Genomic DNA, 26,279 nt, shown 5'->3' on the forward strand with positions numbered 1-26,279 from the left:
TATTATAGACTAAAGTGAAACTTCCAACAGCGTGTTTTCCGCTGTTGGTTAGTTGAACCAATCGGGCTTTTACGGGCAGTTGTTCGGAAACCTGACTGATTACCAACTAAAAGACTACTATTCTGAAGTTACTGCCCGTTAATCTGCAATATTGCGACATATTAATTGACAAGGTTCGCCATTTATCTGAAATTTCCTTTTTTTGAAAAGGTATTTGACATTAGGCTAATTTTTATGATAAAAATGGTTTATCTTAGTCATAGACGTAAGAAACAAAATTTCTTTTTCAATAATACTATATGGGCATTGATGGGAACCCAGTAATGCTTCTATCCCTGTTTCAGAAAGCCGGCGGCCGCTGCGAGCCGGTACAAATAGAAGGATGAATTACCTCCCTGAGCTTTCACTGTCAACCTGCACAGCAGTCATAGCAGTGAACGGTTAATCCGTTATCATGGAAAGAGTGGAGGGCTTTTGTCCTCAATTTGGGTGGTACCGCGCAATTTAAATCATGCGTCCCTGCTATGTGCAGGGGCGCTTTTTGTATGTGGAAATCGCTCCCATCTTTGCCTGTGGAACTACCTTTTAACTATTTCGTTACAGTTTAATCTAGGAGGAATTTACCAATGAATTTACTTGAAGATTTGCAATGGAGAGGGATCGTCTATCAGCAAACAGATGAAGAGGGGATCCAGAATACTCTTGATAAAGAAAAGGTCTCTTTATACTGTGGTGTGGACCCTACCGCAGACAGTATGCATATTGGGCATCTCCTGCCATTTTTGACTTTAAGGCGTTTTCAAAAAGAAGGACACCGTCCAATCGTTCTTGTTGGAGGTGCGACTGGTTTAATTGGAGATCCGAGCGGCAAAAGCGAGGAACGCAAGCTGCAGACTCTTGAGACTGTTCAGCATAATGTGGATTGTATCAAGAGTCAATTAAAGAGAATCTTTGACTTTGATAGTGAAAATGGAGCCATCATGGTGAATAACTATGACTGGGCAGGATCAATGGATATCGTAACATTCCTCCGCGATTACGGAAAGCATGTCGGTGTCAACTACATGCTTGCAAAAGATACGATTTCCTCGAGATTGGAAACAGGCATCTCTTTCACTGAATTTACTTACACGATCTTGCAGGCGATGGATTTCCTTCATTTATATGAGAACCATAACTGCAAGATGCAAATTGGTGGAAGCGACCAATGGGGCAATATTACAACAGGACTTGAACTTATCCGTAAAATGGCACCGGAAGGCTCGAAAGCTTATGGCCTGACAATCCCGCTTGTAACAAAAGCAGATGGAACCAAGTTTGGGAAAACGGAAAGTGGAGCAATCTGGCTTGATTCAGAAAAGACATCTCCATACGAGTTCTACCAATTCTGGATTAATACTGCTGATGCTGATGTTATTAAATATTTAAAGTTTTTCACATTCTTATCTCGCGAAGAAATTGAAGAGCTTGAAAAAGCTGTTCAGGAAGAACCGCATCTTCGCAAAGCACAGAAAGCCCTTGCGGAAGAAATGACTCGCCTGATCCATGGTGATGAAGCCTTGGAGCAGGCAATTAAAATTACTGCTGCCCTTTTCAGCGGGGATATTAAGAATCTTTCTGCTTCTGAGATTAAACAAGGCTTTAAGGATGTTCCTTCCTATGAGCATTCAGAGGGTGGAGAAATCGGAATCGTTGACTTGCTGGTTGCTGCGAAGATTTCATCGTCTAAGCGCCAGGCCCGTGAAGATGTTACAAATGGCGCCGTTTCTGTCAATGGTGAGCGTGTAACAGAGCTTGATTACGTTCTTTCGGAAAAAGACAGGATTGAAGGCCAATTTACCGTCATTCGCCGCGGAAAGAAAAAATATTTCTTAATTAAGTACTAAAAAGAAAGCCCTCCGGTTGAAGGAGGGCTTTTCTTGTGTTCACATTTGGCACCATTCAGGTTATTGACAATGATAATAGCGCTAAATATAAGATATGGAAGTTAATCTCACCAATTAGTGCCGATCCAGGTAGTTAATCATGCTGATTAACGACGGTAACAGCCCTGAAGATTAAAAAAAGGTAGTTAATCCTACTGATCGACGAAGATAATTCTGAATCAAACAAGGGAGCTATCCCATTCCTACCCATTTATGCTTCTAGAAACTCCACCTCATTATTTCCTAAAAACAAAAAAACTGCCGACATATATCGGCAGTTTTTAAATGAATATTAACGAGAGTAGAATTCAACGATTAGAGATTCGTTGATTTCAGCTGGAAGTTCAGAACGCTCAGGCATACGAGTGAAAGTTCCTTCTAGCTTGTCTGCATCGAAAGATACGAAGTCAGGAACGAAGTTGTTAACTTCGATTGCTTCTTTAACGATGTCAAGGTTGCGAGATTTTTCGCGAAGTGTGATTATTTGACCAGGTGCAACGCGGTATGATGGAATATCAACACGAGCTCCATCAACCATGATGTGGCCATGGTTAACAAGCTGGCGAGCCTGACGGCGAGTACGTGCAAGACCTAAACGGTATACAACGTTGTCAAGACGTGATTCTAAAAGAATCATGAAGTTTTCACCGTGTTTACCAGGCATTTTGCCTGCTTTGTCAAATAAGTTACGGAATTGACGCTCATTTACTCCGTACATATGACGAAGCTTTTGCTTTTCTTGCAATTGCAATCCGTATTCAGATAATTTTCTGCGTTGGTTTGGACCATGTTGTCCAGGAGCGTAAGGACGCTTTTCTAATTCTTTACCAGTACCGCTTAGAGAGATTCCAAGGCGGCGGGATAATTTCCAGCTTGGACCAGTATAACGAGCCATTTAAGACTCCTCCTTTTGTGTTTTTATTTTGGTAAAATAAAAACAGAAACAGATGTGCACAACAATCAAGACCATTTTGTTTTCATGTACCTTCGCCCTAGCAGCAGAGGGTTACACAGTACCCCATCCCCAGATTGCTTGTCGCCGATGACGCCTGAAGCTGCACAAAACTAACTTCAAAGCTCTGGTTGAGGAACAAAATGAGTACATCAAGGTGCTCACATAGGCTGCAATATTTTACACAAGGAGTATTATATAATTTTTATTGGATATAAGTCAAGGTGTTATCGCTTATTTATCTCTAAGATTATTGAAAGGTATATGCAATTATATATGAGAAATAAGCACTATGCTATTTTTTGCGTGAAATTATTAAACAACTAAAGAGCCATTTGGAAAGATATGATATAATAAAGAAAAAATTGGAATAGATGCAGAAGTGGTTTTAATGAATAAAGGAAGAAATGAAAAGCGGATACGCTTTTTTTAATTTTGTGTTTATTTTATAGACGATGTATGATTTTTCAAAAGCAACAAACTTTACGAAAACAGCCTTTTAAATAGAAGGTTTTGCGATGGCCTGCTGCTTTGGCTGATACTTACTGAAGAAGATATTAAAATTACGAAAATTGATACGAAATAGCCATAAAGTTTTCGAAATAGAATAGTCTGGTTAGCTATAATGTTCTTATTGATCTAATAATTCCTGATCTGAAACAGTTGATAGGTGATGATGGAGATGGATACGCTCGAACGCCAAATCATTTTTAAATTGAAAAGCCGTTTCTTTGATATTATCGATACAGAGACCGGGTTTTTTCATTATGAAAAACTGCTGGCTGAAATGCTTTCGGCCATAAAAACTCTGAGCGGTGCGGAAGAAATTATTTTATATGGCTGGAATGAATGGAAACAGGAGTTTTTTGTAGAAGCTTCGACTAATCCCGGCTATCAGGCAAGCGCTGGGCCCCCTGTTATTTCCTGTGCCGACCTCAAGTCACAGGTAAGGAAAAGCAGGAAAATCGGCAGGACGGACACAGGTACCCAGAGGGAGGAACTAATCCTTCCATTAATGAAGGGTGACCAATTACTTGGCAGTATGATCCTCAAAGGGGAACAGGAACCTTTCAAATCCCTGCAAGAAAATATTTTGCAGGAGCTTAGCAGAGAGTGCGGGCAATTTTTAGATAAAGCCAATGGGCTTGCCAAGATTGTATCGGAAGAAAAACGGTATAAACAGCTTTACCGGGTAACTGAAAAATTTCACTCTTCAATGAATATGGATATGGTGCTGGGAGAGATCATTTATACCTTGCAGGAAGTATATCCTACCTTTACCTATTATCTATTATTATCGCAGGACAATAGTAATCACGGAGATTTGCCGATTAGGGATCTGGAATATGACAGCGAAAATATAGCAGCCATGCAGGCCTATGTCACAGGGGCTGCTCAATTTGAAGATTCCGTTCAGGAAAAGCGCTCGGTCCTTTATGCCCCGTTAAAAGGAAAACAGGGGGTTTATGGAGTCCTTCAAGTGATCGCTCCAAATACCCTCATGTTTCCTAAAAATGAGGTTGAGTTTATCACACTGCTTGCCAATACGGCAGGAAGTGCACTTGAAAATGCACAGCTTTATCAACAATCCAAGCGCCTAATAGCAGACCTTCAATTAATCAATGAAACCTCCCATCGCCTGAATTCAAATTTGCGTCTGACGGAAACGATGACGTTTATGTCAGAGCAAATCTTGCGTTCATTTGACGCCGAAGAAGCTGGTTTTATTCTGGTATCTGAGGAAGGCGTCCATACAAGTGTAATGAATGGGAGTACTGATTTCTTTCACACTAATGATGCGGATCCTTATATTCGGTATATTAAGGAAAAAATCATTCAGGAGCGCGAATCTCTTTTTATTGGGGATTTCAGCCTGCAAAGCCAGAAACCGATTTCTCATTTTAAATCCATTATGGCGGTGCCAATGGCCCAATCAGGTACATTAAAGGGATTTGCGCTAGTCTTGCACCGCTCTCCTTACCATTTTTCATTTGAAACTTTTAAACTGCTGCAATCATTGATCCATCATTCCACTTTAGCCTTCACCAATGCAATGTTAAGGGAAGAGCTGGAAAAGATGGTTGTGACAGATCATTTAACAAAGCTTTACTCCAGGAGCTATTTGGACGACCGTATACATCAATCAATGAATCAAGACCATGAAGGAACATTTATGCTGATTGATATTGATGACTTTAAAACGATAAATGATACGTATGGGCATCAGGTTGGCGATGATGTTATTATCCAGGTCGCAAATGTAATGAATGGGAATATACGCGGCACTGATATAGGTGCTAGATGGGGTGGCGAGGAGCTGGCTGTTTACCTTCCAGGTGTTTCACTTGCATCAGGGACAATTATTGCTGAAAGGCTCGTTAAAAAGGTATATGAAAGCTCGAATCCTCAAGTGACCATTTCATGTGGAGTCTCATATTGGTGCAGGGGACGGAAAGACACCTATCCAGCCTTATTTAAGAGAGCAGATCGAGCATTATATACTGCAAAGCATTCAGGTAAAAATAAAGCAGTTATTGAGTCGGCTGAAAATTCATTTATTTAGGGGTTGCCATAATAGCGCAGGCAGTCCCTTTTTCTATATTAAGATGGTATTTTTTAAAACAAAATACTTTCAAAAGGTAGGCAATTATCATATGCTGAAAGAGAGGTTTTTTTTTATAGAAATTAATGAAAGCGTTTACATCGAAAGGGAGAGTTATGATGGAAAGGAAACATCATGTAAAGTTTGAGACACAGGTTATCCATGAAGGTTATGATTCAGAAAGGTTTAATGGAAGCCTAGCACCGCCAATTTTTCAAACATCAACTTTTACATTTGAAACTGCACAGCAAGGCGAAAAGCGCTTTGCTGGTGAAGAGGAAGGATATATTTATTCACGTCTTGGCAATCCGACGGTTAAAATGCTTGAAGACAGAATGGCAGCCCTTGAGAAGGGAGAATCTGCACTTGCTTTTGGTTCTGGCATGGCTGCGGTATCTGCAGTGCTATTTGCTTTAACTAAAACAGGGGATCACATATTATGCTCTCAGGGCGTTTATGGATGCACATTTGGTTTGCTGGAGATGATGAATGAAAAATATAAAATTAGCCATGATTTTTCCGCCATGGAATCAAAAGAACAGCTTCTGCAGGAAATAAAACCTGAGACTGCCTGCATTTATGTGGAAACGCCGATTAACCCAACAATGAAACTGGTAAACTTGGAAATGGTTGCAGAAGTAGGGAGAGAGAAAGGAATACCTGTTGTAGTCGATAATACTTTCTGTTCCCCTTATCTACAGAATCCGATCGAACTGGGCTGCGATATCGTTATTCACAGTGCGACAAAGTATATAGGGGGCCATGGGGATGTCGTGGCAGGGATTGTCATAGGTCCAAAAGAATTCTTGGATAAAGTGTCAATGACCACTCAAAAAGATATTGGGGGAATTATCTCTCCATTTGATGCCTGGCTGCTCCTCCGAGGGTTAAAAACGCTTGCTGTAAGGCTTGACCGCCATTGCGAGAACGCTGAGAAGCTTGCGGGATATCTATTGAAACATCCAAAAGTCGAAAAGATTTATTTTCCGGGGGACAGGAATAATCCCGAGTACGCGATCATGCAAAAACAAATGAGGAAACCGGGCGGGATGATTTCATTTACTTTAAAAGGAGATAAAGAAACAGCCCAGGCATTTATGAATGAGCTAAAGCTAATCAAAATTGCTGTGAGTCTTGGAGATGCCGAGACATTGATCCAGCACCCGGCTACCATGACCCATGCGGTTGTGCCACAAGAATCCCGGGAGCGTATGGGGATTGAAGATACATTGTTGAGACTTTCGGTTGGTCTTGAATCATGGGAAGATATCCGTGATGATCTGGCCCAGGCGCTTGAAAGAATTTAACATATACAAAAAGGAGATGTCCTGTTTATGGGATCATCTCCTTTATTGTTATAGGTAGGATGCCAGTACTTTTGTAAATTCTTCTAAGTATTCCTGATCGAGTTCATCAAAGCGGTTTTTTTCAGGTGAATCAATATCCAAAACCCCTAGCAGATTCCCGTCTTTGATAAGAGGAACAACGATTTCCGACTCAGAAGCCGCATCGCAGGCAATATGTCCAGGGAATTGATGGACATCTTCTACACGTACAGTTTCCATTTGTTTGGCTGCCGTTCCACAGACCCCTTTTCCAAGTGGAATCCTTACACAGGCAGGCAGTCCCTGAAAAGGCCCAAGCACAAGTTCTCCTTCTTCCATCAGGTAAAATCCTACCCAATTTGTACGGCCAAGGAATTGATTGAGCAGTGCAGATGCATTGCTAAGATTGGCAATTTGGTTCTTTTCTCCTTCAAGCAATGCAGAAAGCTGTTTGATGACCAATTTATAATTTTCTTCACGGGTTCCCCGGTATGATTCGACATTAAACATCACTATTCACCTTACTCTCTTAAAAATATGTGAATTTCCTGGCAGAAACGCAGGAAATAAGGAGGACATTGTCGAGAATTTAAAAAAGGATAAGACGATTTTAGCAAGAATGTTTAATTATAACAACTAATCCGCGTATTAAGGTGAATTTGACTAAAGAAAGCGAGGCGGGAACGGTGAGGAAAAATTCTAAAGAGGCGATTGTTGCGGCTGCTATATCCCTATTTAATACGAAGGGTTTTTCCGGGACATCCATTCGGGATATTGCCGGGAAAGCAAAAACCAATCCAGCAAACATATCATACTACTTTGATAACAAACATGGATTGCTTGAATACTGCTTCACTGCTTTTTTTGAAGGCTATATTCAGGAGATTGAGAGGGGCTTTTCTCTGATGGATCAAGGAGCAGCCATCAGCTTGAAGAAAATAGCGGAGAATATCATGGCTTACCAATTTGACAATAGCCATTTGACCAGGCTTATTCTCCGCGAAGTATCCATTGATTCACAGGTGGTCCGGGAAATTATGTCCACTTATTTGGCTAAGGAAAAATTTTATTTCAGTAAAGTGCTGGAACGCGGCATGAAAACGAAAGAGTTTCGGGCCCATACTGCCAATTATATGATTATCCAATTAAAAGGACTATTATCCATGCCGTTTTTGAATACCCATTATATGTCGGAAGTCCTGCATGTGTTCCCGCACGAAAGATACTTCGCAGAGAAATACACAAAGGAGATCTTCAATTGGATTGATGGTGTTCTATGCAATCATCATGCTGGTAAACCATATGCTGCAGTGTTGTAATACTGTCTTTAACAGTTAAAACCAATCAGAGGTATTTCATGACACTGCGGCCCTGGCCCATTTCCTTTACCTGATGCGCATCTGAACCATAAATTAGCGGTATCCCTTTTTTGACAGCTTCTCCCGCAACCCAATCAGGAGGATATGGTTCCCTGCAAAGGGGCTTGGAGTAACCTGCTCCATTATAATCAAGCTCATAACCCTGCATTTTTACTGCCTCAAGCAATTGCAGGATTTCTCCCTTAAATTCCCTATTAATGGGATATTTTTTTTGAAATTTTTTAACCAGTGTAATATGGCCAATTCTTTTAGGTTTAAATAGACCCAAATCAGATCGGACCGATAATAGCAGAGTACGGAAGTAATTGGTGTATAATGCTTCTATTGAACCGTATTGCTCGATCATTTTTCCAAAAACTTCCGGGCTATAGTCGAGGCATTCGTATTTGTTCCCGTGCTTTAAAAAGTGGACAGATAAGATGGAATCATCCAAATATTTTCCTGCGTTATTCAGAAAGCTTTTGGTTTCCTGTTCAAAGCCTTCTATGAAATCCACCTCGAGCCCAGCGTTAATTTTTATTTTTCCTCTATAAGCCGCTTTGATCCTTGAAATATCTTCAAAGTATTGTTCGAGATCTCCCTGCCTCATGGCACTGTCAGAGGCTGGTGCAGGGTCAATAAAACTTTCAGGCAAAGGGGCATGTTCAGTAAAGGAAATTTCCTTGAAGCCAAGCTCCAATGCTTTTTCGACATAATCTTCCAAAGGGTCTTTTGTACCGTGCGGACAGAATGATGTGTGAATGTGGCCGTCTTTTATCATAAGGAATATCACCTTTCTTTTAGAAGTAGGGAGGAAATAAGCAATAAAAAGCGAATTGGTTGTAATTGAGAATCTCATATTGTTCAATAAAGGAGATGGCGAGTGGCTTGTTCGTTTCTCTTGCTTCTGAAAAATACCAATCAAATGATAAAACTGCCAACCGATAAACGCAACAAATTCATAAAAATATGAAATAAATAGTCAAAAAATGTCGTTTACATGGTATCATAAAAACATTGAAAATAACATGCAATAAAATCCTATACATATACATATCGGCTCGGGAACAGAACAGGGGGCTTTAACATGGAATACATAATTGGAGGTATAGTCATACTTATATGCCTATATCTGACGGGATATTTTTTGAAGAAAAAGCATTATAAAGAAATTGACAGGCTTGAAACGTGGAAGATGGATATTACAGATCGCCCTGTTCTAGATGAAATGTCAAGGGTTAAAAAGCTGAATATGACAGGCCAGACCGAGGAGTTGTTTGAACGCTGGAGAAACGAGTGGGACGAAATTGTTACAACACAGCTTCCTGATGTTGAGGAATATTTATTTGACGCAGAAGAGAACATCGATAAATACCGTTTCAAAAAAGCCCAGGAAATTCAGCAGAAAATCGAAAAGCGTTTATATGAAATTGAAGAGAGTATTAAAAAATTGCTTGGCGAATTGAATGAGCTTGTTGGGAGCGAAGAGAAAAACAGGGCGGAAATTGAAGAATTGAAGGATATGTACCGAGAATGCAAGAAGTCATTGCTTGCCCATCGCCATACATTCGGAAAAGCAGAAACTCTTCTTGAAACACAGCTTGATGAGGCTTTAGGGAAGTTTGAAGAATTTGATGAAAAGACAGAGAAGGGCAACTATCTTGAAGCACGTGAAACACTCCTAATGATTAAAGCGCTGCTGGAGGATGCCCAAAGCAAAATGGAGGCAATTCCAAACTTAATGGTGGAATGCCAATCCAAAATTCCATCACAGCTGGAAGAATTGAAGGATGGATACAAGGAGATGCTTGAACAAGGCTATATCCTGGAGCATTTGCAAATGGAAAATGAAATTGAGCGTCTTGTACAGGAAGTGGCTGCATACGCCGGCTGTGTTGACAAAGCAGAGACGGCTGAAGTCCAAAAAGGCGTTGATGAAATTAAAGATAAAATTGATCTTCTATACGACCTTCTTGAAAAAGAAGTCCATGCAAGACATTACCTAAGCCAGCAAGATGAATCAACAAGAAACATGCTATATAATAATAAGGACATTAATAGCCATCTGAAGGCGGAAATGTCGGTTGTCCAGCAGAGCTACCATGTTACAGATAAGGACCTGGAAGTTCAAGTGCAATTAGAAAAAAAATTATCCCAGCTCTTTAAAAAATTCGAAGTGCTGGATCATAAAATTAATAGCAAAAGCGCTCCTCACACTGTTTTAAGGGAAGAGCTTGCTGAAGTAAAGGAACAGCTTGAAGAAATCTCGGACGAACAAGCTGCATTCGCAGAAAAACTCCAGGCATTAAGAAAAGATGAACTGTCTGCCAGGGAAATGGTAAAAGAGTTAACCAAAAAAGTATCCGAGACTATGAGGCTTATTTCTAAAAACAATGTTCCTGGCGTTTCACAGGAATATAAGTATTTGATCCAGGATGCAAAAGAAAGCATAGACAATGTGCTGGCGAAGCTGGATGAGAAACCATTAAACATCCCTGCTGTCCAGCAGTATCTTGAAGTGGCTGTCCTTACGGTAGACAAGGCTGCTGACTCTACCAATGACATGATAGAGACCATTCTGCTTGCAGAGAAAGTAATTCAGTATGGAAACAGATATAGAAGCAGATATCCGTCCATAGATAAAGGCCTTAAAGAAGCGGAATCTTCGTTTAGGAGCTATGATTATAAAACAGCGCTGGAACAGGCTGCTTCTTCTATAGAAGAGGTGGATCCGGGAGCTATAAAGAAAATCGAAGACATTATGAAAGAATAGATAAAAGACCAGATCCACCCGGATCTGGTCTTTTATTGTAGATTCGCTGCTCTTAGTCCTGAACATGAATAGTTTTCTGGGATTCTCCGAAAGCCAATGCCAGAAAGTAGCCAATGATCGCTCCTGTGATGGCAGGCACGAGCCAGCCGATCCCCTGGGCAAAGAATGGAAGGAATTGAAGAGGGTCTGTTATGAATGCTACATCCATTCCAGCGGTTTTTAGTCCATCAATAAAACTGATTAGGCCTGTTGGAATTAAAGCACCTATATAGACCAAAGAGTATCCATTAAATGCATTATGCATAAAGGAAAGCAAAATCAGCACAATTGCCAGCGGGTAGATCATGATTAATATTGGCAAGGATATTTGAATTAATTGTGTTAAACCGATATTTGCTACAATCATGCTAAACAAAGAGAGAATGGCCACAATGGTTTTATAAGAAACTTTAGGGAGCAGGTTAGAGAAATACTGTGCACAGGCAGAGACAAGGCCGACAGAAGTTGTCAGGCAGGCAACCGTGATTGCTAGCGCCAGTATCGCTGCTCCTGCAGATCCAAACAAGTATTGTGCAGAAGCAGAAAGGATAGCACCCCCATTATCCATTTTTCCTAAAGCATCCATGCTGGAGGCCCCTATATACGCAAGGGAAAGATAAACCGCTGCTAAACCTGCTGCTGCGATCAGTCCAGCTGTAATGCATATCTTCATAAGAGACTTTTTATTTGTAATACCCATTCCTTTGATAGAATTGATTACAACGATCCCAAATACAAGAGCTGCAATCGTATCCATTGTCAGATAACCTTCAATAAATCCTTTGAAAAATGGTCCATCCGCATATGCACCTTGTGGGGCTTTAAGATCGCCGAGCGGTGTAATAAAACTTTTTATTACAAGGACTGCAAGAATAATAAGCAATGCCGGTGTAAAAAGCTTGCCAATCCTGTCCACTAATTTGGAAGGATTTAATGAAAGCCAGGCAGTGATGCCGAAAAAGATGACAGTATACAAAAATAGTGGAAGTCCAGTTTTGGAAGCGGTTTCAGGCAGGAACGGAATAATACCGATTTCATAAGCTACAGTCCCTGTACGCGGAATTCCAAAAAGTGGTCCTATGGCCAAATACATGACAATTGTAAATACTAATCCATATAAGGGATGCACACGGCTAGCGATTGTCTGTAAGTCCCCATTTTTTGCTATTGCAATAATGCCTAAAAGCGGCAATCCAACACCTGTAATCAAAAATCCAAAAATGGCAGTCCATACATTTGTACCGGCTTCCTGGCCCAGGAAAGGAGGAAAAATCATATTCCCTGCTCCAAAGAAAAGAGCAAATAACAGCAGCCCAACCGCTAGAATTTGCTTTGATGTTAGTGTTTTATTCTCCATATATATCCTCCTGAAAGATGGTTCTATTTCTTAATGTTTAGAACATTTTCATATTAGCATACGTTATGAGAAATTTGTCGAATAAAAATGAAGTCTTAATATTTTGTATTTTATAATAACATCCGAACAGAAAAACAGTACCGGAAGATTACCATTTAACAGCCTTCCACAGACAAATATATTCATTCATTTACTAAAAAAGGGCAAAAATGAATAATTTAATAAGGCTGTTTTCGCCACTTTGTTGTTTTTTAAACAAGTAGTGAGGTGAGCTTGATTTCCACTCCAGGATGCTCAGCGAACGCGGGGCGGGCGGTGAGCCTCCTCGGTGCGCAGCACCTGTGGGGTCTCACCTGTCCCACTCCTCCCGCGGAGTCTCGCACCTTGCGCTTCAATCAACCAACCTTATTTATCAATGTTTTTATTTAAACAAAATCTATTTAAAAACAACAATCTTTAAGTAAAGAGCCTTTAATAAAGTCCCCATTTGCCTCTCATGATCACTCATTTATCTGGATATAATTAATTACGTTTTCATTCGGAGCAGGTTATGATATGATTTAAAGTTGGCAAAAGGGTTTTCGAAATGGAAGGAGAAGACCATGATTTACTTTGATAACAGTGCAACAACAAAACCATATAAAGAAGTGCTTGATTCATTTATAAAGGTTTCCTCGGAATATTTCGGGAACCCATCTTCATTGCATGGCATTGGAGGTCAGGCAGAAAGGCTTTTAAAGCAGGCAAGAGAGCAAATTGCCCATTTGATGAATGTCCAGCATAATGAGATTTATTTTACCTCTGGAGGGACAGAAAGCAATAATTTGGCTCTAAAGGGTACGGCTTTAATGCACAGGAACAGGGGCCGCCATATTATTACTACAGAAGTAGAACATGCTTCAGTAAAGGAAACCATGGCGCAGCTCAGTGACCTGGGCTACCGCGTTACTTTTATACCGCCAGGCAGCAGCGGAGTAATAAGTGTAGAGGAAATAGAAAAAGAGATCACATCCGAAACGATATTAGTTTCGGTTATGCATGTAAATAATGAAATAGGTTCTATTCAGCCTATTAAAGAAATCGGCAATTTGCTGAAAAAGCATTCGAAAATTGTGTTCCATGTGGATGATGTTCAGGGAGTTGGCAAGGTTCCTCTTGACCTTCATGAAGCTAATGTCGATTTGTGTACCCTTTCTGCCCACAAATTTCACGGTTTAAAAGGGAATGGAGTCCTATTTATCCGTGATGGCATCACTCTTTCACCATTATTTTCGGGTGGGAATCAGGAGTGGAAGCAAAGAAGCGGCACTGAAAATGTAGCTGGCATAGTGGCAATGGCAAAGGCATTAAGACTTACAATGAATAATAAAGAAAAATATCTTTATCGGCTTTTATCTATTAAAAAGTATTTAATGGAAGAGCTCGGAAAAATGGACGATATCACTGTCCATACCCCTGAAAGCCATTCAGCACCGCATATTATTAATTTTTCCATAAAAGGGTTTAAAGCTGAGGTATTTGTCCACGCTCTTGAAGAGAAGGGCATTTATGTTTCTACCACAAGTGCTTGCTCGTCAAAGAAAGCGGCTGCCAGCAGTACTCTGATTGCAATCGGAGTTCCGGAAAAAGATGCAAAAAGTGCCATAAGGGTAAGCTTAACTTATGAAAATTCACTTGAAGAAGCCGCAGCTTTTATAGAGGCAGTGAAAGAGACTGTTAATCGGCTAAGAGAGGTTATGAAATAATGATAAATTATGATCGAATACTTATTAGATATGGAGAAATTTCCACAAAAGGCAGGAACCGCAACAAGTTTGTAGATAAATTGAGGAAAAGCATATCCAATGTGCTTCATGATTTTACCGGAATCAAGATTGAGGCTACGAGGGACCGTATGTATGTCATTCTGAATGGTGCAGATGGCAAGGAGGTTTCAGAACGGCTTAAGGGTGTGTTTGGGATCCAATCCTTCAGCCCCGCTGTTAAAACCAATAAAGATATGGAAGACATGAAGGATGCAGCATTGGCCTTATTCAAAAAGAATTATGAAGAAGGAAAAACATTTAAAATCACAACCAAAAGGGCTGATAAGAGTTTCCCTTTAAATACAGACGAACTCAATCATGAGTTTGGCGGATATTTGCTAAAGAATGTATCGGGCTTGAAGGTGAATGTTAAAAAGCCCGATATAAATCTCCAAATTGAAATTCGGGAAGAAGCAGCCTACTTATCGTGCGAAACGATCCAAGGAGCAGGAGGCCTTCCGGCTGGATCCGGCGGCAAAGCGATGTTAATGCTTTCCGGAGGGATCGATAGTCCTGTAGCTGGATATTTATCGATGAAAAGAGGCCTGGAAGTAGAAGCTGTCCATTTTTACAGCCCGCCTTTTACAAGTGAACGTGCAAAACAGAAAGTTATTGATCTCACAGAAAGATTGGCAAATATTACAGGGGCGGTTTCGCTGCATATTGTTCCGTTTACTGAAATCCAGCAGCTGATTCAGCAGCAGGTTCCCCAAAATTATACAATGACAGCAACAAGGCGCCTAATGCTGCGAATTACAGATGAAATCCGCAGGAAAAATGACGGGCTTGCCATCATAACAGGGGAAAGTCTTGGACAAGTGGCCAGCCAGACGCTCGAGAGCATGTACGCAATAAATGACGTAACGAACACTCCTGTCCTTAGGCCGCTAATCACAATGGATAAATCCGAAATCATTGAGATTGCTCAAAAGATTGATACACATGATATATCCATCAGGCCGTTTGAAGATTGCTGTACGGTTTTTGTTCCGGCTTCTCCAAAGACAAAGCCGAAACGGGACAAAGTCCGTCACTTTGAAAGCTTTGTTGATTTCGAACCTCTTATTGCAAAAGCAGTTGAGAATACAGAAAAGATGATTATTAAGCCTCAATCCGGCAAGGAAGAGTCTTTTGAAGATTTATTTTAACCTTTGGGTATGATCTCGCTGATTGCTGTGGCAATCTGTTGATTTATATAATCGGAACATGCTTCTATGCTACATGATTCAACTTAAAGAATTGAAAGAAATTACCAGTAAATATTTGAATATGGCCATGTGATTCTACACATTCTATACTCACAAGGAGGTGAAATCACATGGCAAACAACAACAGCTCAAACCAACTTCTAGTTCCTGGAGTTCAACAAGCTCTAGATCAAATGAAGTACGAAATTGCTACTGAATTCGGTGTAAACCTTGGTGCAGAAACTACTTCTCGTGCTAACGGTTCAGTAGGTGGAGAAATCACTAAGCGCTTAGTTCAAATGGCTGAACAGCAATTAGGCGGTTTCCAAAAATAATTAAATAATATGGCTACAAGGAGCAGGAATTCATTCCTGCTCCTTATTTATGTTTAAGTTTTGTTTAAAGGCTCAATGGTGACCCTTGCAGTTGATAATGGAACTGAAAAAGCAAGAACTTCACAAATCCTTCGTGCGATGTATATTCATAATTGTAAGTATATGTCCTGCGGAAAATGTGAGTCATGCACAGAGGGACACCTGCCCCGCTGTTCGCTGAGCTTTTGAAGGAATTAACAGGCAGGCTTAACATAGCCTAATTGAGGACAGAAAACATTTATGAAAAAAATAAATAATTTAAAATTTTAGAATAATTTAGTATAATAATTTCTATAGAACAGCAGCTTAGGGAGAGGCATCTGAAAAGAAATGGTTAGGAGGAGATTTGATGAAACGGGAAGAGTTAATTGCACCGGAGAAATACAATCTCGTATCAGAAATGGAGCGTTATGCCGGGGATAGGGACAAGCTTGCAATCAGATGGGAAAATGAGCAGGGAGAGAAAAAAGAGGTTACATACAGGGAGCTTCTCCGTAATGCGAATAAAATTGGAAACGTTTTCTTAGAAAATGGTTTGCAAAAAGGAGATGTTATTCTCATTATAGTTCCAAGGCTGATTGAAGCATATCAAGTCTACATTGCTTCACTAAAAGCCGGAATTGTCGTGATACCAAGTTCGGAAATGCTCCGTACAAAAGATCTTCAATACCGAATTAATCATGGGGATGTTAAAGGTATTGTAAGTTATTTTCCATATGTCGATCAATTTGAAAATATTAAGGAAGCAGCCAGTATACCGAAATTTGTGATTGGCGGACAAGCGGAGGATTGGATTCAACTGGATGAGGAAATGAACAAGGCTTCCGACGAACTGCCATTGGCAGATACCACAAGGGATGATATGGCGTTCCTATCTTATACATCGGGTACAACAGGTAATCCAAAAGGCGTTGTACATACACATGGCTGGGCATTTGCCCATCTTAAAACAGCTGCACCGAACTGGCTTTGCATTGAAGAAGGCGATACAGTATGGGCCACAGCAGGCCCAGGCTGGCAAAAATGGATTTGGAGCCCGTTCCTTTCCGTCCTTGGTTCAGGTGCTACCGGCCTTGTGTATAATGGGAAGTTCGAGCCGAAAAAATATTTGCAGCTTTTAGAGGATTATAAGGTAAACGTTCTTTGCTGTACGCCTACAGAATACAGGCTGATGGCAAAGGTGGACAATATCCATGAATATAAGCTTCCGGAGCTGCATAGTGCTGTTTCAGCTGGCGAGCCGCTAAACCGCGAAGTGATTGATACATTTAAAAAGCATTTTAATGTAAACGTGCGTGATGGCTATGGCCAAACAGAAAATACGCTGCTTGTTGGCATTACAAAAGAGATGGAGCTTAAAGCTGGTTCGATGGGCAAACCGACTCCAGGGAACAGGGTTGAAATTATCAATGAGGACGGAGAAGTTTGTGCTGTGGGCGAAGTAGGTGATATCGCTGTCCACATAGAAACTCCTGCGTTATTTAAAAACTATTATAAAGATCCGGAAAGAACTGCTATGCAATTCCGCGGGGATTACTATATTACGGGTGATAAAGCAAAGAAAGATGACGACGGCTATTTCTGGTTTGAAGGAAGAGGCGATGATATTATTATCAGCTCCGGCTATACCATTGGACCTTTTGAGGTTGAAGATGCATTGGTAAAACACCCGTATGTAGCTGAATGTGCAGTTGTCGGAAGTCCTGATGAGGTGCGCGGTAATATTGTCAAAGCCTTTGTGGTATTAAGGGAAGGCGTAGACCGAAGCGACCCTAATCTGATTTCTGCGCTCCAGGAGCATGTGAAGGAACTGACAGCGCCATATAAATATCCGCGCAAAATTGAATTTTTATCCGAACTTCCGAAAACAACATCAGGAAAAATCATGCGGGTTGAATTAAGAAAAAAAGAAGCGGAAACAGCCTCAGCACAAAACTAAATCGCAATACAAAATACAGGCGGGAATTCCGCCTGTATTTTTGTTATACTATGTGAAAATCAAATTTTAGGATGGTAAAGGGGAAAAGATTTATGGGAACGCTATGGCATGGGGGTACTATTTACACCCTTCAGCAAGAAAATCATCAGGCAGAAGCCGTTTTTACCAAAGGAAACAAAATCATTGAAATTGGTGGTATCCAATTCTTAAAGGAAAAGTATAAAGGTGAGATACAGGAAGAAATAGATTTGGGTGGCAGTACAATGCTTCCGGGTTTTGTGGATAGCCATATGCATTTGGTCGGGCATGGCGAAAGGCTGATCAGGCTCGATTTATCAAAACATACTTCCAAGCAGGAGGTTTTATTGGCAGTTAAGCAATTTGCAGAAACAGTTGAGGAAGGGGAATGGGTAATAGGCGAAGGATGGAACGAGAATCTTTGGGATCAGCCGGAACCAATTTACGCCCAAGAACTGGATCAATATGTACCTAATCACCCTGTTATGCTTAAACGTGTATGTAGACATGCACTGGCAGTCAACTCGCTTGGCCTGCAAAAAGCCAATATTTCAGAAGAAACAGAGTGCCCTCCGGGGGGAGTTATTGATAAAGATGAACTGGGAAGGCTCAATGGACTATTAAAAGACCAGGCACAGGAGCTTCTATTTAATGTGCTTCCAACTGTTTCGGAAAACTATTTAAGGAAGGCGCTTCACGCAGCTATTAATGATGCTTATAAATTGGGACTGACAGGCGGACATACAGAGGATCTGAATTATTATGGAGGCTTCGCCCAAACCTATCAGGCGTTCAAGCAGGTAATCGAGGAAGATGAAATGCCGTTCCGCGCCCATCTTCTTGTTCATCACGAGGTCGTGAAAGAAATGGTTGAGGAAGGCGGCAGCTTTTTGGGCGGGAGCGAACATATAGAGTTTGGTGCAATGAAAATATTTGCTGACGGAGCCCTTGGAGGAAGAACAGCCCTGTTAAGCCATCCTTATGCTGATGACCCCTCAACATCGGGAGTCGCTATTTATTCGCAGGAGCAGCTTGATGGCCTTGTGGAAAAAGCGCGTAAGCACGGAATGCCTGTTGCCATTCACACAATTGGAGACTGTGCTTTTGAAATGGCATTAAATGCAATTGAAAAGCATCCTTTAGAACTTATGGGCAGAGACAGGCTAATCCATGCGCAGATTCTGCGAAAAGACCTGATTGACAGGGCTAAAAAACTGCCTCTGATCCTGGATATCCAGCCAAGATTTACAGCCTCCGACTTTCCTTGGGTGATTGACCGCATTGGCGAAGAGAACATGGAATACTGTTATGCCTGGAAAACTCTTTTAGAGGAAGGGGTACCTTGTGCAGGCGGCTCGGATGCGCCAATCGAACCGGCCAATCCGCTTCTAGGCATCCATGCAGCTGTCACAAGAACAAATATCGATGATCCCAATAAAACAGTTTATTATCCAAGCGAAGCACTATCTGTATACGAGGCAGTCAGCTTATTTACCAAAGGGAGTGCTTTTGCCGCATCTCACGAGAACGACCGGGGAATAATTAAGGAAGGATACCTTGCAGATTTTACCATATTAAATGAAGATATCTTTAAAATATCAAAGCAGCAAATTGCCGGTATAACCGTCGACAAAACGGTAATTGACGGCAAAATCGTTTATGATCATAAATTTTAAGTACCAGGTACCTATACCACTTCGCTCAACTGGTATAGGTACCTGCTGGCACCGTTTGGAAAGAAAAAAAGATTGCCAACATTTTTCCGTTCGACTTATAATATAAATATTTCGATACTAGAAAGAATTGAGGCAATGACAATGAAAAATAATGAAGTCCAAATGGGTGCACTTTATGCCGGGTTCGCTTACTTTTTGTGGGGAATCCTGCCGATTTACTGGAAGTATTTAAATCATGTCAATGCAGATGAGATTTTAGCGAACCGGGTTATTTGGTCTTTGCTCTTTATGCTGTTTATTCTCCTGGCCACAAAGAAGCTGCACTCTTTCATTACGACACTAAAAGGGTTCCGGACCAACAGAAAGCAGCTTTTTGCTCTTGTTATTGCTTCGCTGTTAATCAGCACAAACTGGTTTTTGTACATTTGGGCAGTTAACACGGACCAAATGATCGAGGCAAGCCTTGGCTATTATATAAACCCGCTTGTAAGTGTACTGCTGGGAATGATGGTTTTTAAAGAGAAGCTTTCCCCCGCACAATATGTATCCTTTGGCCTGGCGTTTGCAGGAGTATTGATCTTAACCATAAGCTACGGACGTTTCCCGTGGATTGCTTTTGTTCTGGCTCTATCCTTTGGCCTTTATGGCTTAACGAAAAAGCTTATAAAAGTAGACTCTGCCATTGGCCTTACGCTCGAAACGCTCGTGGTGACTCCAGTAGCAATACTTTATATGATTTCTCTTTTTGTAAATGAAAAACAAGCTTTCTTAAATGTTTCATCGAGCACCGACTTGCTTCTTATTGGGGCTGGAGCGGCAACCGCAGTACCGCTTCTGTACTTTGCAAAAGGCGCCCAAAAGATTCCGATGTCCATGCTTGGATTTTTGCAGTATATTGCTCCGACAATCACATTAATCCTTGGTGTGTTTATGTACCACGAGCATTTTACAAAGCTTCATCTGCTTTCGTTTATGTTCATTTGGCTGGCACTGACCATTTATTCGATCTCAAGAACAAAGCTTTTTGCTCATTTGGAAACAAAATGGAAACGCGGCAGGGATGTTGGCATATAAAAAAAGAGTTTCGCAGGATGTGCGAAACTCTTTTTTGCTCTTAAGAAGGAAGTTAGTACAGACTTCAAATTCCTTATAGAAATGTCCTCTTCACTTTCTCCCAGAATGAATTGTCTTTTAGTTTTACGGTTTTAATGATTTTTTCGCTTAGCTTTATGTCAATCTTTTCTACATGCTGGATGCTAAGAGCTTCATTGTCCATGCCCATCGTAGGATGGTCGTTGCCGTCTTGTACAACCCTTAAAGTCAATTTGCGGTTTCCGCTCAGGATAAAAGAGGATCCGAGTGTACGATAGCGGTTGTTATTTAGAGATGCCAGTTCGCTTACCTGCATGCAAGGAAGCATCGGATCAACTACAGAGCCGTTAACAGACTTGTTATAGGCAGTGCTTCCGGTCGGTGTGGCAACAATCATTCCGTCACCTCTAAAGGTTTCAAAATGAAGGTCATCAATAAATACATCAATTACAAAAGTTTTTATAATGGCAGACCGGATACTGAATTCATTTAAGCACTGAAAAGATGTCTGGTCATCAACTGTTACATCGATGGTTGGATAGCGCCTAACTTCCACTTGTTCATTCGTCATTGCTTCTACCATTTTTGCAGTATCGTCCAAATTAAAATCACAATAGAGGCTCAAGCTGCCTGTAGTTGAGATTCCAGCATATAAACAATCATCCCTATAGCCGGTTTTTCGTACTGCCTGCAAAAACGTTCCATCTCCACCAATACTTACAATGATATTCGCTTCCTTGTAATCAGTTACGATCTTAAAATCATATTCCCTGGCGAGATTGTAAAGAGGGCTGACTTTTTCCATCATTTCGTCGTCTCGTTTATGATAAAAATATATGTTGCGGCGGGTAGGCATATTCATTCCTCCAAACAATAGGTTATATAAGAATCCATTTCACACTTATATGGATTTTCTTTCCCATATAATTCATATTTTGCTATGATTATGGTTGTTGAATTCAGTTTACCTGTTTTTGAAACATTTTAAAAGTTAATACGTATGAAGAATATGTGACGGATTGGTTTGCCGTAACGATAATCAGTCAGTTTGGTTTTTTGCTGATTATGATATGGAGAGCGATGATGAAAAAGGAGGATATTCAATGAATGGAAAACGTTGGGCAGCTCTGGGGATTGCTGTAGTATTATTTGGTTTTTCTGTGCTGATCAATTTTATGACGGCATTTGCTTTTACAGACATTGAAAGTTCAGTTACCGATTTATTTGGCAGCAATGAGGCTTTTATGGAAGAAGTGATAGAGGATGGAAATGCAATGAAAAAAGTCGCAGTCCTCGATGTAAATGGAGTTATTCAGGATACAGGGGATGCAGCGTCCTTTTTTGCGAGTCCCGGGTATAATCACAAAGGCTTTATGGATAATCTCGATTACGTAAAAGAAGATGATGCAGTAAAAGGCATTGTCATTCGCGTTAACACCCCAGGCGGAGGTGTAGTAGAAAGCGCTGAAATTCATGATAAAATCGTAGAAATCCAGAAGGAAACAAAGAAGCCAGTATACATATCAATGGGTTCCATGGCTGCCTCCGGAGGCTATTATATTTCAGCTCCAGCTGATAAAATTTTTGCCAGCCCTGAAACATTGACAGGTTCACTTGGTGTTATTATGCAAGGCTATAATTATGCCGGCTTGGCTGAAAAGTATGGGGTTGAGTTTGTTACTGTCAAAAGCGGACCTTATAAAGATATCATGAGTCCAACCAGGGATATGACGGAAGAAGAAAGAAAAATTCTTCAATCCATGATCGACAATTCCTATGAGGGCTTTGTTAAAGTCATTTCTGATGGAAGAGGACTTTCTAGCCAAAAGGTAAAGGAAATTGCGGATGGGCGGATCTATGACGGGCGCCAGGCGAAAGAATTGAACCTGATTGATGGTTTTGGCTATGACGATGATGTGATTGAACAGATAAAGAAAGACCATAATTTGAAAGGTGCGCAGGTTGTAAAGTATACCGAGAATCTTGGATTCGGATCCATGTTCAGCATGGGCGCGCGCAAAATCATGGGCGAGGATCTCGAAATGGCAGGGCTGATGAAAATGCTGTCTCAGCCAAATTCACCGCGCTTAATGTATCTTTATGCTGAATAGGGAGGTGCGAATAAATGACTTCTAATGACCCGAATGAGAAAGAGTTTATTTATTCAGATCCGTTGGATAAAAAGAAAGATGCGGATGTATTAACAGCTCAATATGAAAAGGCAGTTGAGGATACCCAGACTGCTGAACAAAGAAGCTTCCCCTCAGAACACAAAACAGCAGATCCTATGAGGTTTGCCGGATTTTGGATGAGATTTTGGGCTTATCTTTTAGATTTAGTTGTTGTTGGCAGTATTGATAGAATTTTAATCAATCCAATCTTTCGAGCAATGGATATCCCTTTACATGAGAGCAGTTTATTTGCGCCGATTACCATTGCTACAGCCATTACTTTTTACGCCTATTTCGTGCTTATGACGAAATTCTTTGGCCAGACGCTTGGTAAAATGGTCTTTGGGTTGAAGGTAGTTGACCTTGAAGGCAAAAAGCTGACATGGGGCACGATTATTTTCCGTGAATGGATTGGACGTTTTATATCCGTTACCATTTTCATTGGCTATGTGATCGTGGCCTTCCTTCCGAAAAAACAAGGCCTTCATGATCTCTTTGCTGATACCTCTGTTGTTCATGAAAGGCGGATATAGCATTCCATAATAAGGTAACTTAAAGAGGCCTGTCACCCATTGGTGGCAGGTTTTTTTTTATCCAATTGGGCATAATACAAGGCTGAAAGGGGTGAAAAAAGTGAAGTGGCTGCTGATCGCCGTAATTGCCCTCCTACTTCTTTTTATTTTGATTATAGTAACGAAGCTGAAAGTATTACTCCACTTTTATCATGGAAATGATAATGACCATTTAAAGATTCAATTCAAGGCCTGGTTCGGGCTTATAAGATACAAGATTGAAGTCCCGCTTATAAAGGTCGATGATAACTCCCCAACACTTGTCGTTAAAGAAGAGACAGCCGCCGGGCCGCAGGAAGATACAACAAAAAATGATACGAAACAATTCTCCGCAAAGGATCTTATTAATAGCTTGCATGATACGAAAGAAATGATAAACCATATTGTATCACTTCATAGGATCATCCGAAATTTCCTTCGCCATGTGACCATTAGGAAACTTGAATGGCATACCTTTGCAGGAATTGGAGATGCAGCCCATACTGGTATGCTTACAGGAGCTCTTTGGGCGATTAAAGGCAGCATTATCGGGTTGGTCAGTCACTATATGAAGCTTAAAGCACCGCCTGATATCACGATTACTCCCCATTTTCAATTTGCCGTTTCACAAACAGCTTTTTCATGTATGATTCATTTTCGTGTCGGGCATGCTATGTTAGCAGGAATTAAACTGATTAAATATTGGAAAGGCGGACGGCCAGATTTTAAAACAAAGCCGCTCTCTGCCTTATCTGATGATGGTACAAAATCTGTCTAAAAGAGGAGGAGCAGTTTATGTCTGACCATCCAATTCAAGGGCTTATGACTACTGCCATGGAAAACTTGAAGGAAATGATTGATGTTAACACCATAATTGGAGACCCTGTTGAAACCCCAGACGGCAGTGTTATTTTAACTGTTTCGAAGGTAGGTTTTGGTTTTGCGGCAGGAGGAAGCGAGTTTATGCTTGACGGGCCTTCAGGTGAGCAGAAGGGCCACCCTTTTGGCGGAGGTAGCGGAGGCGGCGTCTCCATCACCCCGATTGCGTTTCTGATTGTTAATTCCCATGGTGTAAAAATGGTTCACCTTGATGAAAGCACTCATTTATATGAGAAAATTCTTGATCTTGCACCTCAGGCTGTCGATAAGATTCAGCAGATGTTCAATAAGAACAATGAAAACAGCAATGGGAATCAGCAAAGCCAAAATCAGAACAGCCAAGACTATAATGGCCCTAAAAAAGACCTTGATATTTAACAGAAGGAAGTTAACTTTCCTAAGGGGAGTTAACTTTTTTCTTGAATTTCTACCCTTTATAATTGCAAAAAAGATTCTGAAAAGATATGATTTACACTGTACATAAGTGATTAAGGAGGATGATTTATATGGCATCTATTACATTCAAAGGCAATCCGGTAACATTGCTTGGAAATGAAGTGAAAGCAGGAGATAAAGCTCCTGAATTTAAGGTGTTGGCAAACGATCTTTCAGAGGTGACACTTGCTGATTCAAAAGGCCAAGTTCGCTTAATCAGTGTGGTTCCTTCTATTGACACAGGCGTTTGTGATGCACAAACACGCCGTTTTAACGAAGAAGCTTCTAAGCTTGACAATGTAAAGATTCTTACAGTAAGCGTGGATCTTCCGTTTGCTCAAAAGCGCTGGTGTGCAGCAGCAGGTATTGAAAACGTACAAACTGTCTCAGATCACCGCGAACTATCTTTCGGAGAAGCTTACGGAGTTGCAATCAAAGAACTTCGCCTATTGGCTCGTGCCGTTTTTGTTGTTGATTCAAATGACACTGTTACTTATGTGGAATACGTAAGCGAAGCAACGGATCATCCAAATTACGAAGCAGCAGTAGAAGCTGCCAAGCAAGCGAAATAATAAAATGCTGAAGCCCCGGATATTATTCCGGGGCTTTGGTTTTGGGGGCTAAAAGAATCGTTTGATGGATAAAATCAGAATATCTGGTTATATTTCATTTTTCGCGGATAAAATAATATATTAGCGGATAAACCAGTTCTGATCTTAGCACTAAACTTGTGAATGGCACAAAAGCCCGTTAAAATAAGAAAATAGAATAAGAACGGGAGGAATATGCTGTGAAAATAGCTCCGGTTGAAGATTTATTTACAATTTTTAATGAAACGGCAACAATCATGCAGGAAGAACTGCAGTGTACATATTTGGAAGCTCTTGCTGAGACAGGCGAAAATCTTTTCCATGAAAGCATACTTCAGGATGAACTGAGCGAGCTGACGGTAAAAAGGCTAAAGAAGAGCTATGAATCTGTTAACTTGAGCGATTATACAAAAGAGGAAATCAGAAAGTCCTTTCAGCTTTCGATTTTAAAAGGAATGAAAGAAAACGTTCAGCCCAATCACCAAATGACTCCGGATGCTGTGGGCATGCTGATTGGCTATTTGGTTGATAAATTTGTCCGGGAAACGTCTTTCCGCCTTTTGGATCCAGCAGTGGGGACTGGGAATTTATTGACAACAGTGATGAACCACCAGAAGGATAAAACAGTTGAAGCTACCGGTATAGAAATTGATGACCTCTTAATTAAGCTCGCCTATATTAATGCCAATCTGCAGGAGCATCCGATCCAGTTTTTCAATCAGGACAGTCTGGAACCGCTGTTCATCGAAGCTGCAGATGCAGCGGTCAGCGATCTGCCTATTGGCTATTACCCAAATGATGTCAGATCGGCAGAGTATAAACTAAAGGCAGATGAAGGACATTCCTATTCCCATCACCTGTTTATCGAGCAAAGCATAAATCATGTGAAGCCGGGAGGCTATTTATTTTTCATCATTCCAAATGGCATGTTTGAAAGCGAACAAGCCCCGAAGCTGCATGAGTACTTAAAGGAAAATGCTTATATACAAGGTCTATTGCAGCTCCCGCTTACCATGTTCAAAAATGAAAAGGCAGCTAAAAGCATTTTCATTCTCCAGAAGAAAGGGGAAGGGGTTACTCCTCCTAAACAGGCACTTCTGGTTAATCTGCCAAGCTTATCGAAAACAACGGAAGTGGAAAAAATCCTTAAGAAAATCGATGCCTGGTATAAAGAAAGCAAACAATAAACAAAAGGAAGAAGCCGTGCTGCTAGACTGCCCTAGTCATTTGA

Annotated in this window: 22 protein-coding genes and 1 other annotated feature; of the genes, 17 read left to right on the forward strand and 5 right to left on the reverse strand. The window is 40.8% G+C overall.

Going from position 1 to position 26,279, the window contains the following annotated elements; translation table 11 throughout:
* Positions 1–297: 297 nt before the first annotated feature.
* Positions 298–524 (forward strand) — a binding site (T-box leader).
* Positions 525–626: 102 nt separating this feature from the next.
* The gene (gene tyrS, locus J7I93_RS22290; protein WP_214728641.1) at positions 627–1,886 is read left to right on the forward strand and encodes a tyrosine--tRNA ligase; all 1,260 of its coding nucleotides are present in this window, start codon (positions 627–629) and stop codon (positions 1,884–1,886) included.
* A 331-nt stretch (positions 1,887–2,217) separates the two neighbouring features.
* Here the strand turns inward: tyrS and rpsD are convergent, their stop codons facing one another.
* Positions 2,218–2,820, reverse strand: a complete 603-nt coding sequence (rpsD, locus tag J7I93_RS22295) for a 30S ribosomal protein S4 (RefSeq protein ID WP_214728643.1) — start codon at positions 2,818–2,820, stop codon at positions 2,218–2,220.
* Between the two features lie 739 nt (positions 2,821–3,559).
* Between rpsD and J7I93_RS22300 the strand changes: the two genes are divergently transcribed.
* Together J7I93_RS22300 and megL are read left to right on the forward strand one after the other, a co-directional pair.
* On the forward strand, positions 3,560–5,440 hold the full coding sequence (locus J7I93_RS22300) for a sensor domain-containing diguanylate cyclase (protein WP_214728645.1): 1,881 nt from the start codon (positions 3,560–3,562) through the stop codon (positions 5,438–5,440).
* Between the two features lie 158 nt (positions 5,441–5,598).
* A complete protein-coding gene (gene megL, locus J7I93_RS22305) occupies positions 5,599–6,786 on the forward strand; it encodes a methionine gamma-lyase (RefSeq protein ID WP_214728681.1) in 1,188 nt (395 codons plus the stop codon).
* A 48-nt stretch (positions 6,787–6,834) separates the two neighbouring features.
* On the opposite strand, the gene J7I93_RS22310 is transcribed toward megL, so the two are convergent.
* Positions 6,835–7,314 carry a GAF domain-containing protein gene (locus J7I93_RS22310; protein ID WP_214728648.1) on the reverse strand — a complete coding sequence of 160 codons (480 nt, stop codon included), beginning with the start codon at positions 7,312–7,314 and terminating at the stop codon, positions 6,835–6,837.
* A 176-nt stretch (positions 7,315–7,490) separates the two neighbouring features.
* Here J7I93_RS22310 and refZ point away from each other — a divergent pair, with 176 nt between their 5' ends.
* On the forward strand, positions 7,491–8,123 hold the full coding sequence (refZ, locus tag J7I93_RS22315; RefSeq protein ID WP_214728650.1) for a forespore capture DNA-binding protein RefZ: 633 nt from the start codon (positions 7,491–7,493) through the stop codon (positions 8,121–8,123).
* Between the two features lie 25 nt (positions 8,124–8,148).
* On the opposite strand, the gene hisJ is transcribed toward refZ, so the two are convergent.
* Positions 8,149–8,943, reverse strand: a complete 795-nt coding sequence (hisJ, locus tag J7I93_RS22320; protein ID WP_214728652.1) for a histidinol-phosphatase HisJ — start codon at positions 8,941–8,943, stop codon at positions 8,149–8,151.
* A gap of 306 nt (positions 8,944–9,249) precedes the next feature.
* Here hisJ and ezrA point away from each other — a divergent pair, with 306 nt between their 5' ends.
* Positions 9,250–10,935 (forward strand): septation ring formation regulator EzrA, encoded by a 1,686-nt coding sequence (gene ezrA, locus J7I93_RS22325; protein WP_214728654.1) that lies wholly within the window; start codon positions 9,250–9,252, stop codon positions 10,933–10,935.
* A 52-nt stretch (positions 10,936–10,987) separates the two neighbouring features.
* Here ezrA and brnQ read toward each other — a convergent pair whose 3' ends face one another.
* Positions 10,988–12,331 (reverse strand): branched-chain amino acid transport system II carrier protein, encoded by a 1,344-nt coding sequence (gene brnQ / locus J7I93_RS22330; RefSeq protein ID WP_214728656.1) that lies wholly within the window; start codon positions 12,329–12,331, stop codon positions 10,988–10,990.
* A 602-nt stretch (positions 12,332–12,933) separates the two neighbouring features.
* On the opposite strand from brnQ, the gene J7I93_RS22335 reads away from it, so the two are divergent.
* The 6 genes from J7I93_RS22335 to rarD all read left to right on the forward strand — a co-directional run bounded on the left by J7I93_RS22335 (position 12,934) and on the right by rarD (position 20,404).
* On the forward strand, positions 12,934–14,076 hold the full coding sequence (locus tag J7I93_RS22335; protein ID WP_214728659.1) for a cysteine desulfurase family protein: 1,143 nt from the start codon (positions 12,934–12,936) through the stop codon (positions 14,074–14,076).
* 2 nt (positions 14,077–14,078) lie between these two features.
* On the forward strand, positions 14,079–15,284 hold the full coding sequence (thiI, locus tag J7I93_RS22340) for a tRNA uracil 4-sulfurtransferase ThiI (protein WP_214728683.1): 1,206 nt from the start codon (positions 14,079–14,081) through the stop codon (positions 15,282–15,284).
* A gap of 170 nt (positions 15,285–15,454) precedes the next feature.
* Positions 15,455–15,658, forward strand: a complete 204-nt coding sequence (locus J7I93_RS22345; RefSeq protein WP_159863440.1) for an alpha/beta-type small acid-soluble spore protein — start codon at positions 15,455–15,457, stop codon at positions 15,656–15,658.
* A gap of 388 nt (positions 15,659–16,046) precedes the next feature.
* On the forward strand, positions 16,047–17,636 hold the full coding sequence (mbcS, locus tag J7I93_RS22350; RefSeq protein WP_214728661.1) for an acyl-CoA synthetase MbcS: 1,590 nt from the start codon (positions 16,047–16,049) through the stop codon (positions 17,634–17,636).
* A gap of 92 nt (positions 17,637–17,728) precedes the next feature.
* Complete coding sequence (locus J7I93_RS22355) at positions 17,729–19,330, forward strand: amidohydrolase (protein ID WP_214728663.1); 1,602 nt, start codon at positions 17,729–17,731, stop codon at positions 19,328–19,330.
* Positions 19,331–19,471: 141 nt separating this feature from the next.
* Positions 19,472–20,404 (forward strand): EamA family transporter RarD, encoded by a 933-nt coding sequence (gene rarD / locus J7I93_RS22360; protein ID WP_214728665.1) that lies wholly within the window; start codon positions 19,472–19,474, stop codon positions 20,402–20,404.
* Between the two features lie 73 nt (positions 20,405–20,477).
* Here rarD and J7I93_RS22365 read toward each other — a convergent pair whose 3' ends face one another.
* On the reverse strand, positions 20,478–21,278 hold the full coding sequence (locus tag J7I93_RS22365; protein ID WP_214728667.1) for an NAD kinase: 801 nt from the start codon (positions 21,276–21,278) through the stop codon (positions 20,478–20,480).
* A gap of 247 nt (positions 21,279–21,525) precedes the next feature.
* Between J7I93_RS22365 and sppA the strand changes: the two genes are divergently transcribed.
* The 6 genes from sppA to J7I93_RS22395 all read left to right on the forward strand — a co-directional run bounded on the left by sppA (position 21,526) and on the right by J7I93_RS22395 (position 26,235).
* Positions 21,526–22,533, forward strand: a complete 1,008-nt coding sequence (gene sppA, locus J7I93_RS22370; RefSeq protein ID WP_214728669.1) for a signal peptide peptidase SppA — start codon at positions 21,526–21,528, stop codon at positions 22,531–22,533.
* A gap of 14 nt (positions 22,534–22,547) precedes the next feature.
* On the forward strand, positions 22,548–23,126 hold the full coding sequence (locus J7I93_RS22375; RefSeq protein WP_214728671.1) for an RDD family protein: 579 nt from the start codon (positions 22,548–22,550) through the stop codon (positions 23,124–23,126).
* Between the two features lie 100 nt (positions 23,127–23,226).
* Positions 23,227–23,922, forward strand: a complete 696-nt coding sequence (locus tag J7I93_RS22380) for a DUF2953 domain-containing protein (RefSeq protein ID WP_214728673.1) — start codon at positions 23,227–23,229, stop codon at positions 23,920–23,922.
* Positions 23,923–23,939: 17 nt separating this feature from the next.
* Positions 23,940–24,401, forward strand: a complete 462-nt coding sequence (ytfJ, locus tag J7I93_RS22385; RefSeq protein WP_214728675.1) for a GerW family sporulation protein — start codon at positions 23,940–23,942, stop codon at positions 24,399–24,401.
* A gap of 128 nt (positions 24,402–24,529) precedes the next feature.
* Entirely contained in the window at positions 24,530–25,030 is a 501-nt protein-coding gene (gene tpx, locus J7I93_RS22390; protein WP_214728677.1) for a thiol peroxidase, read from the forward strand.
* 218 nt (positions 25,031–25,248) lie between these two features.
* The gene (locus J7I93_RS22395) at positions 25,249–26,235 is read left to right on the forward strand and encodes a class I SAM-dependent methyltransferase (RefSeq protein WP_214728679.1); all 987 of its coding nucleotides are present in this window, start codon (positions 25,249–25,251) and stop codon (positions 26,233–26,235) included.
* The last annotated feature ends 44 nt before the right edge of the window (positions 26,236–26,279 follow it).

Origin of the sequence: Bacillus sp. ISL-47 (assembly GCF_018613175.1) — a bacterium.
Lineage (GTDB): Bacteria > Bacillota > Bacilli > Bacillales > Cytobacillaceae > Cytobacillus.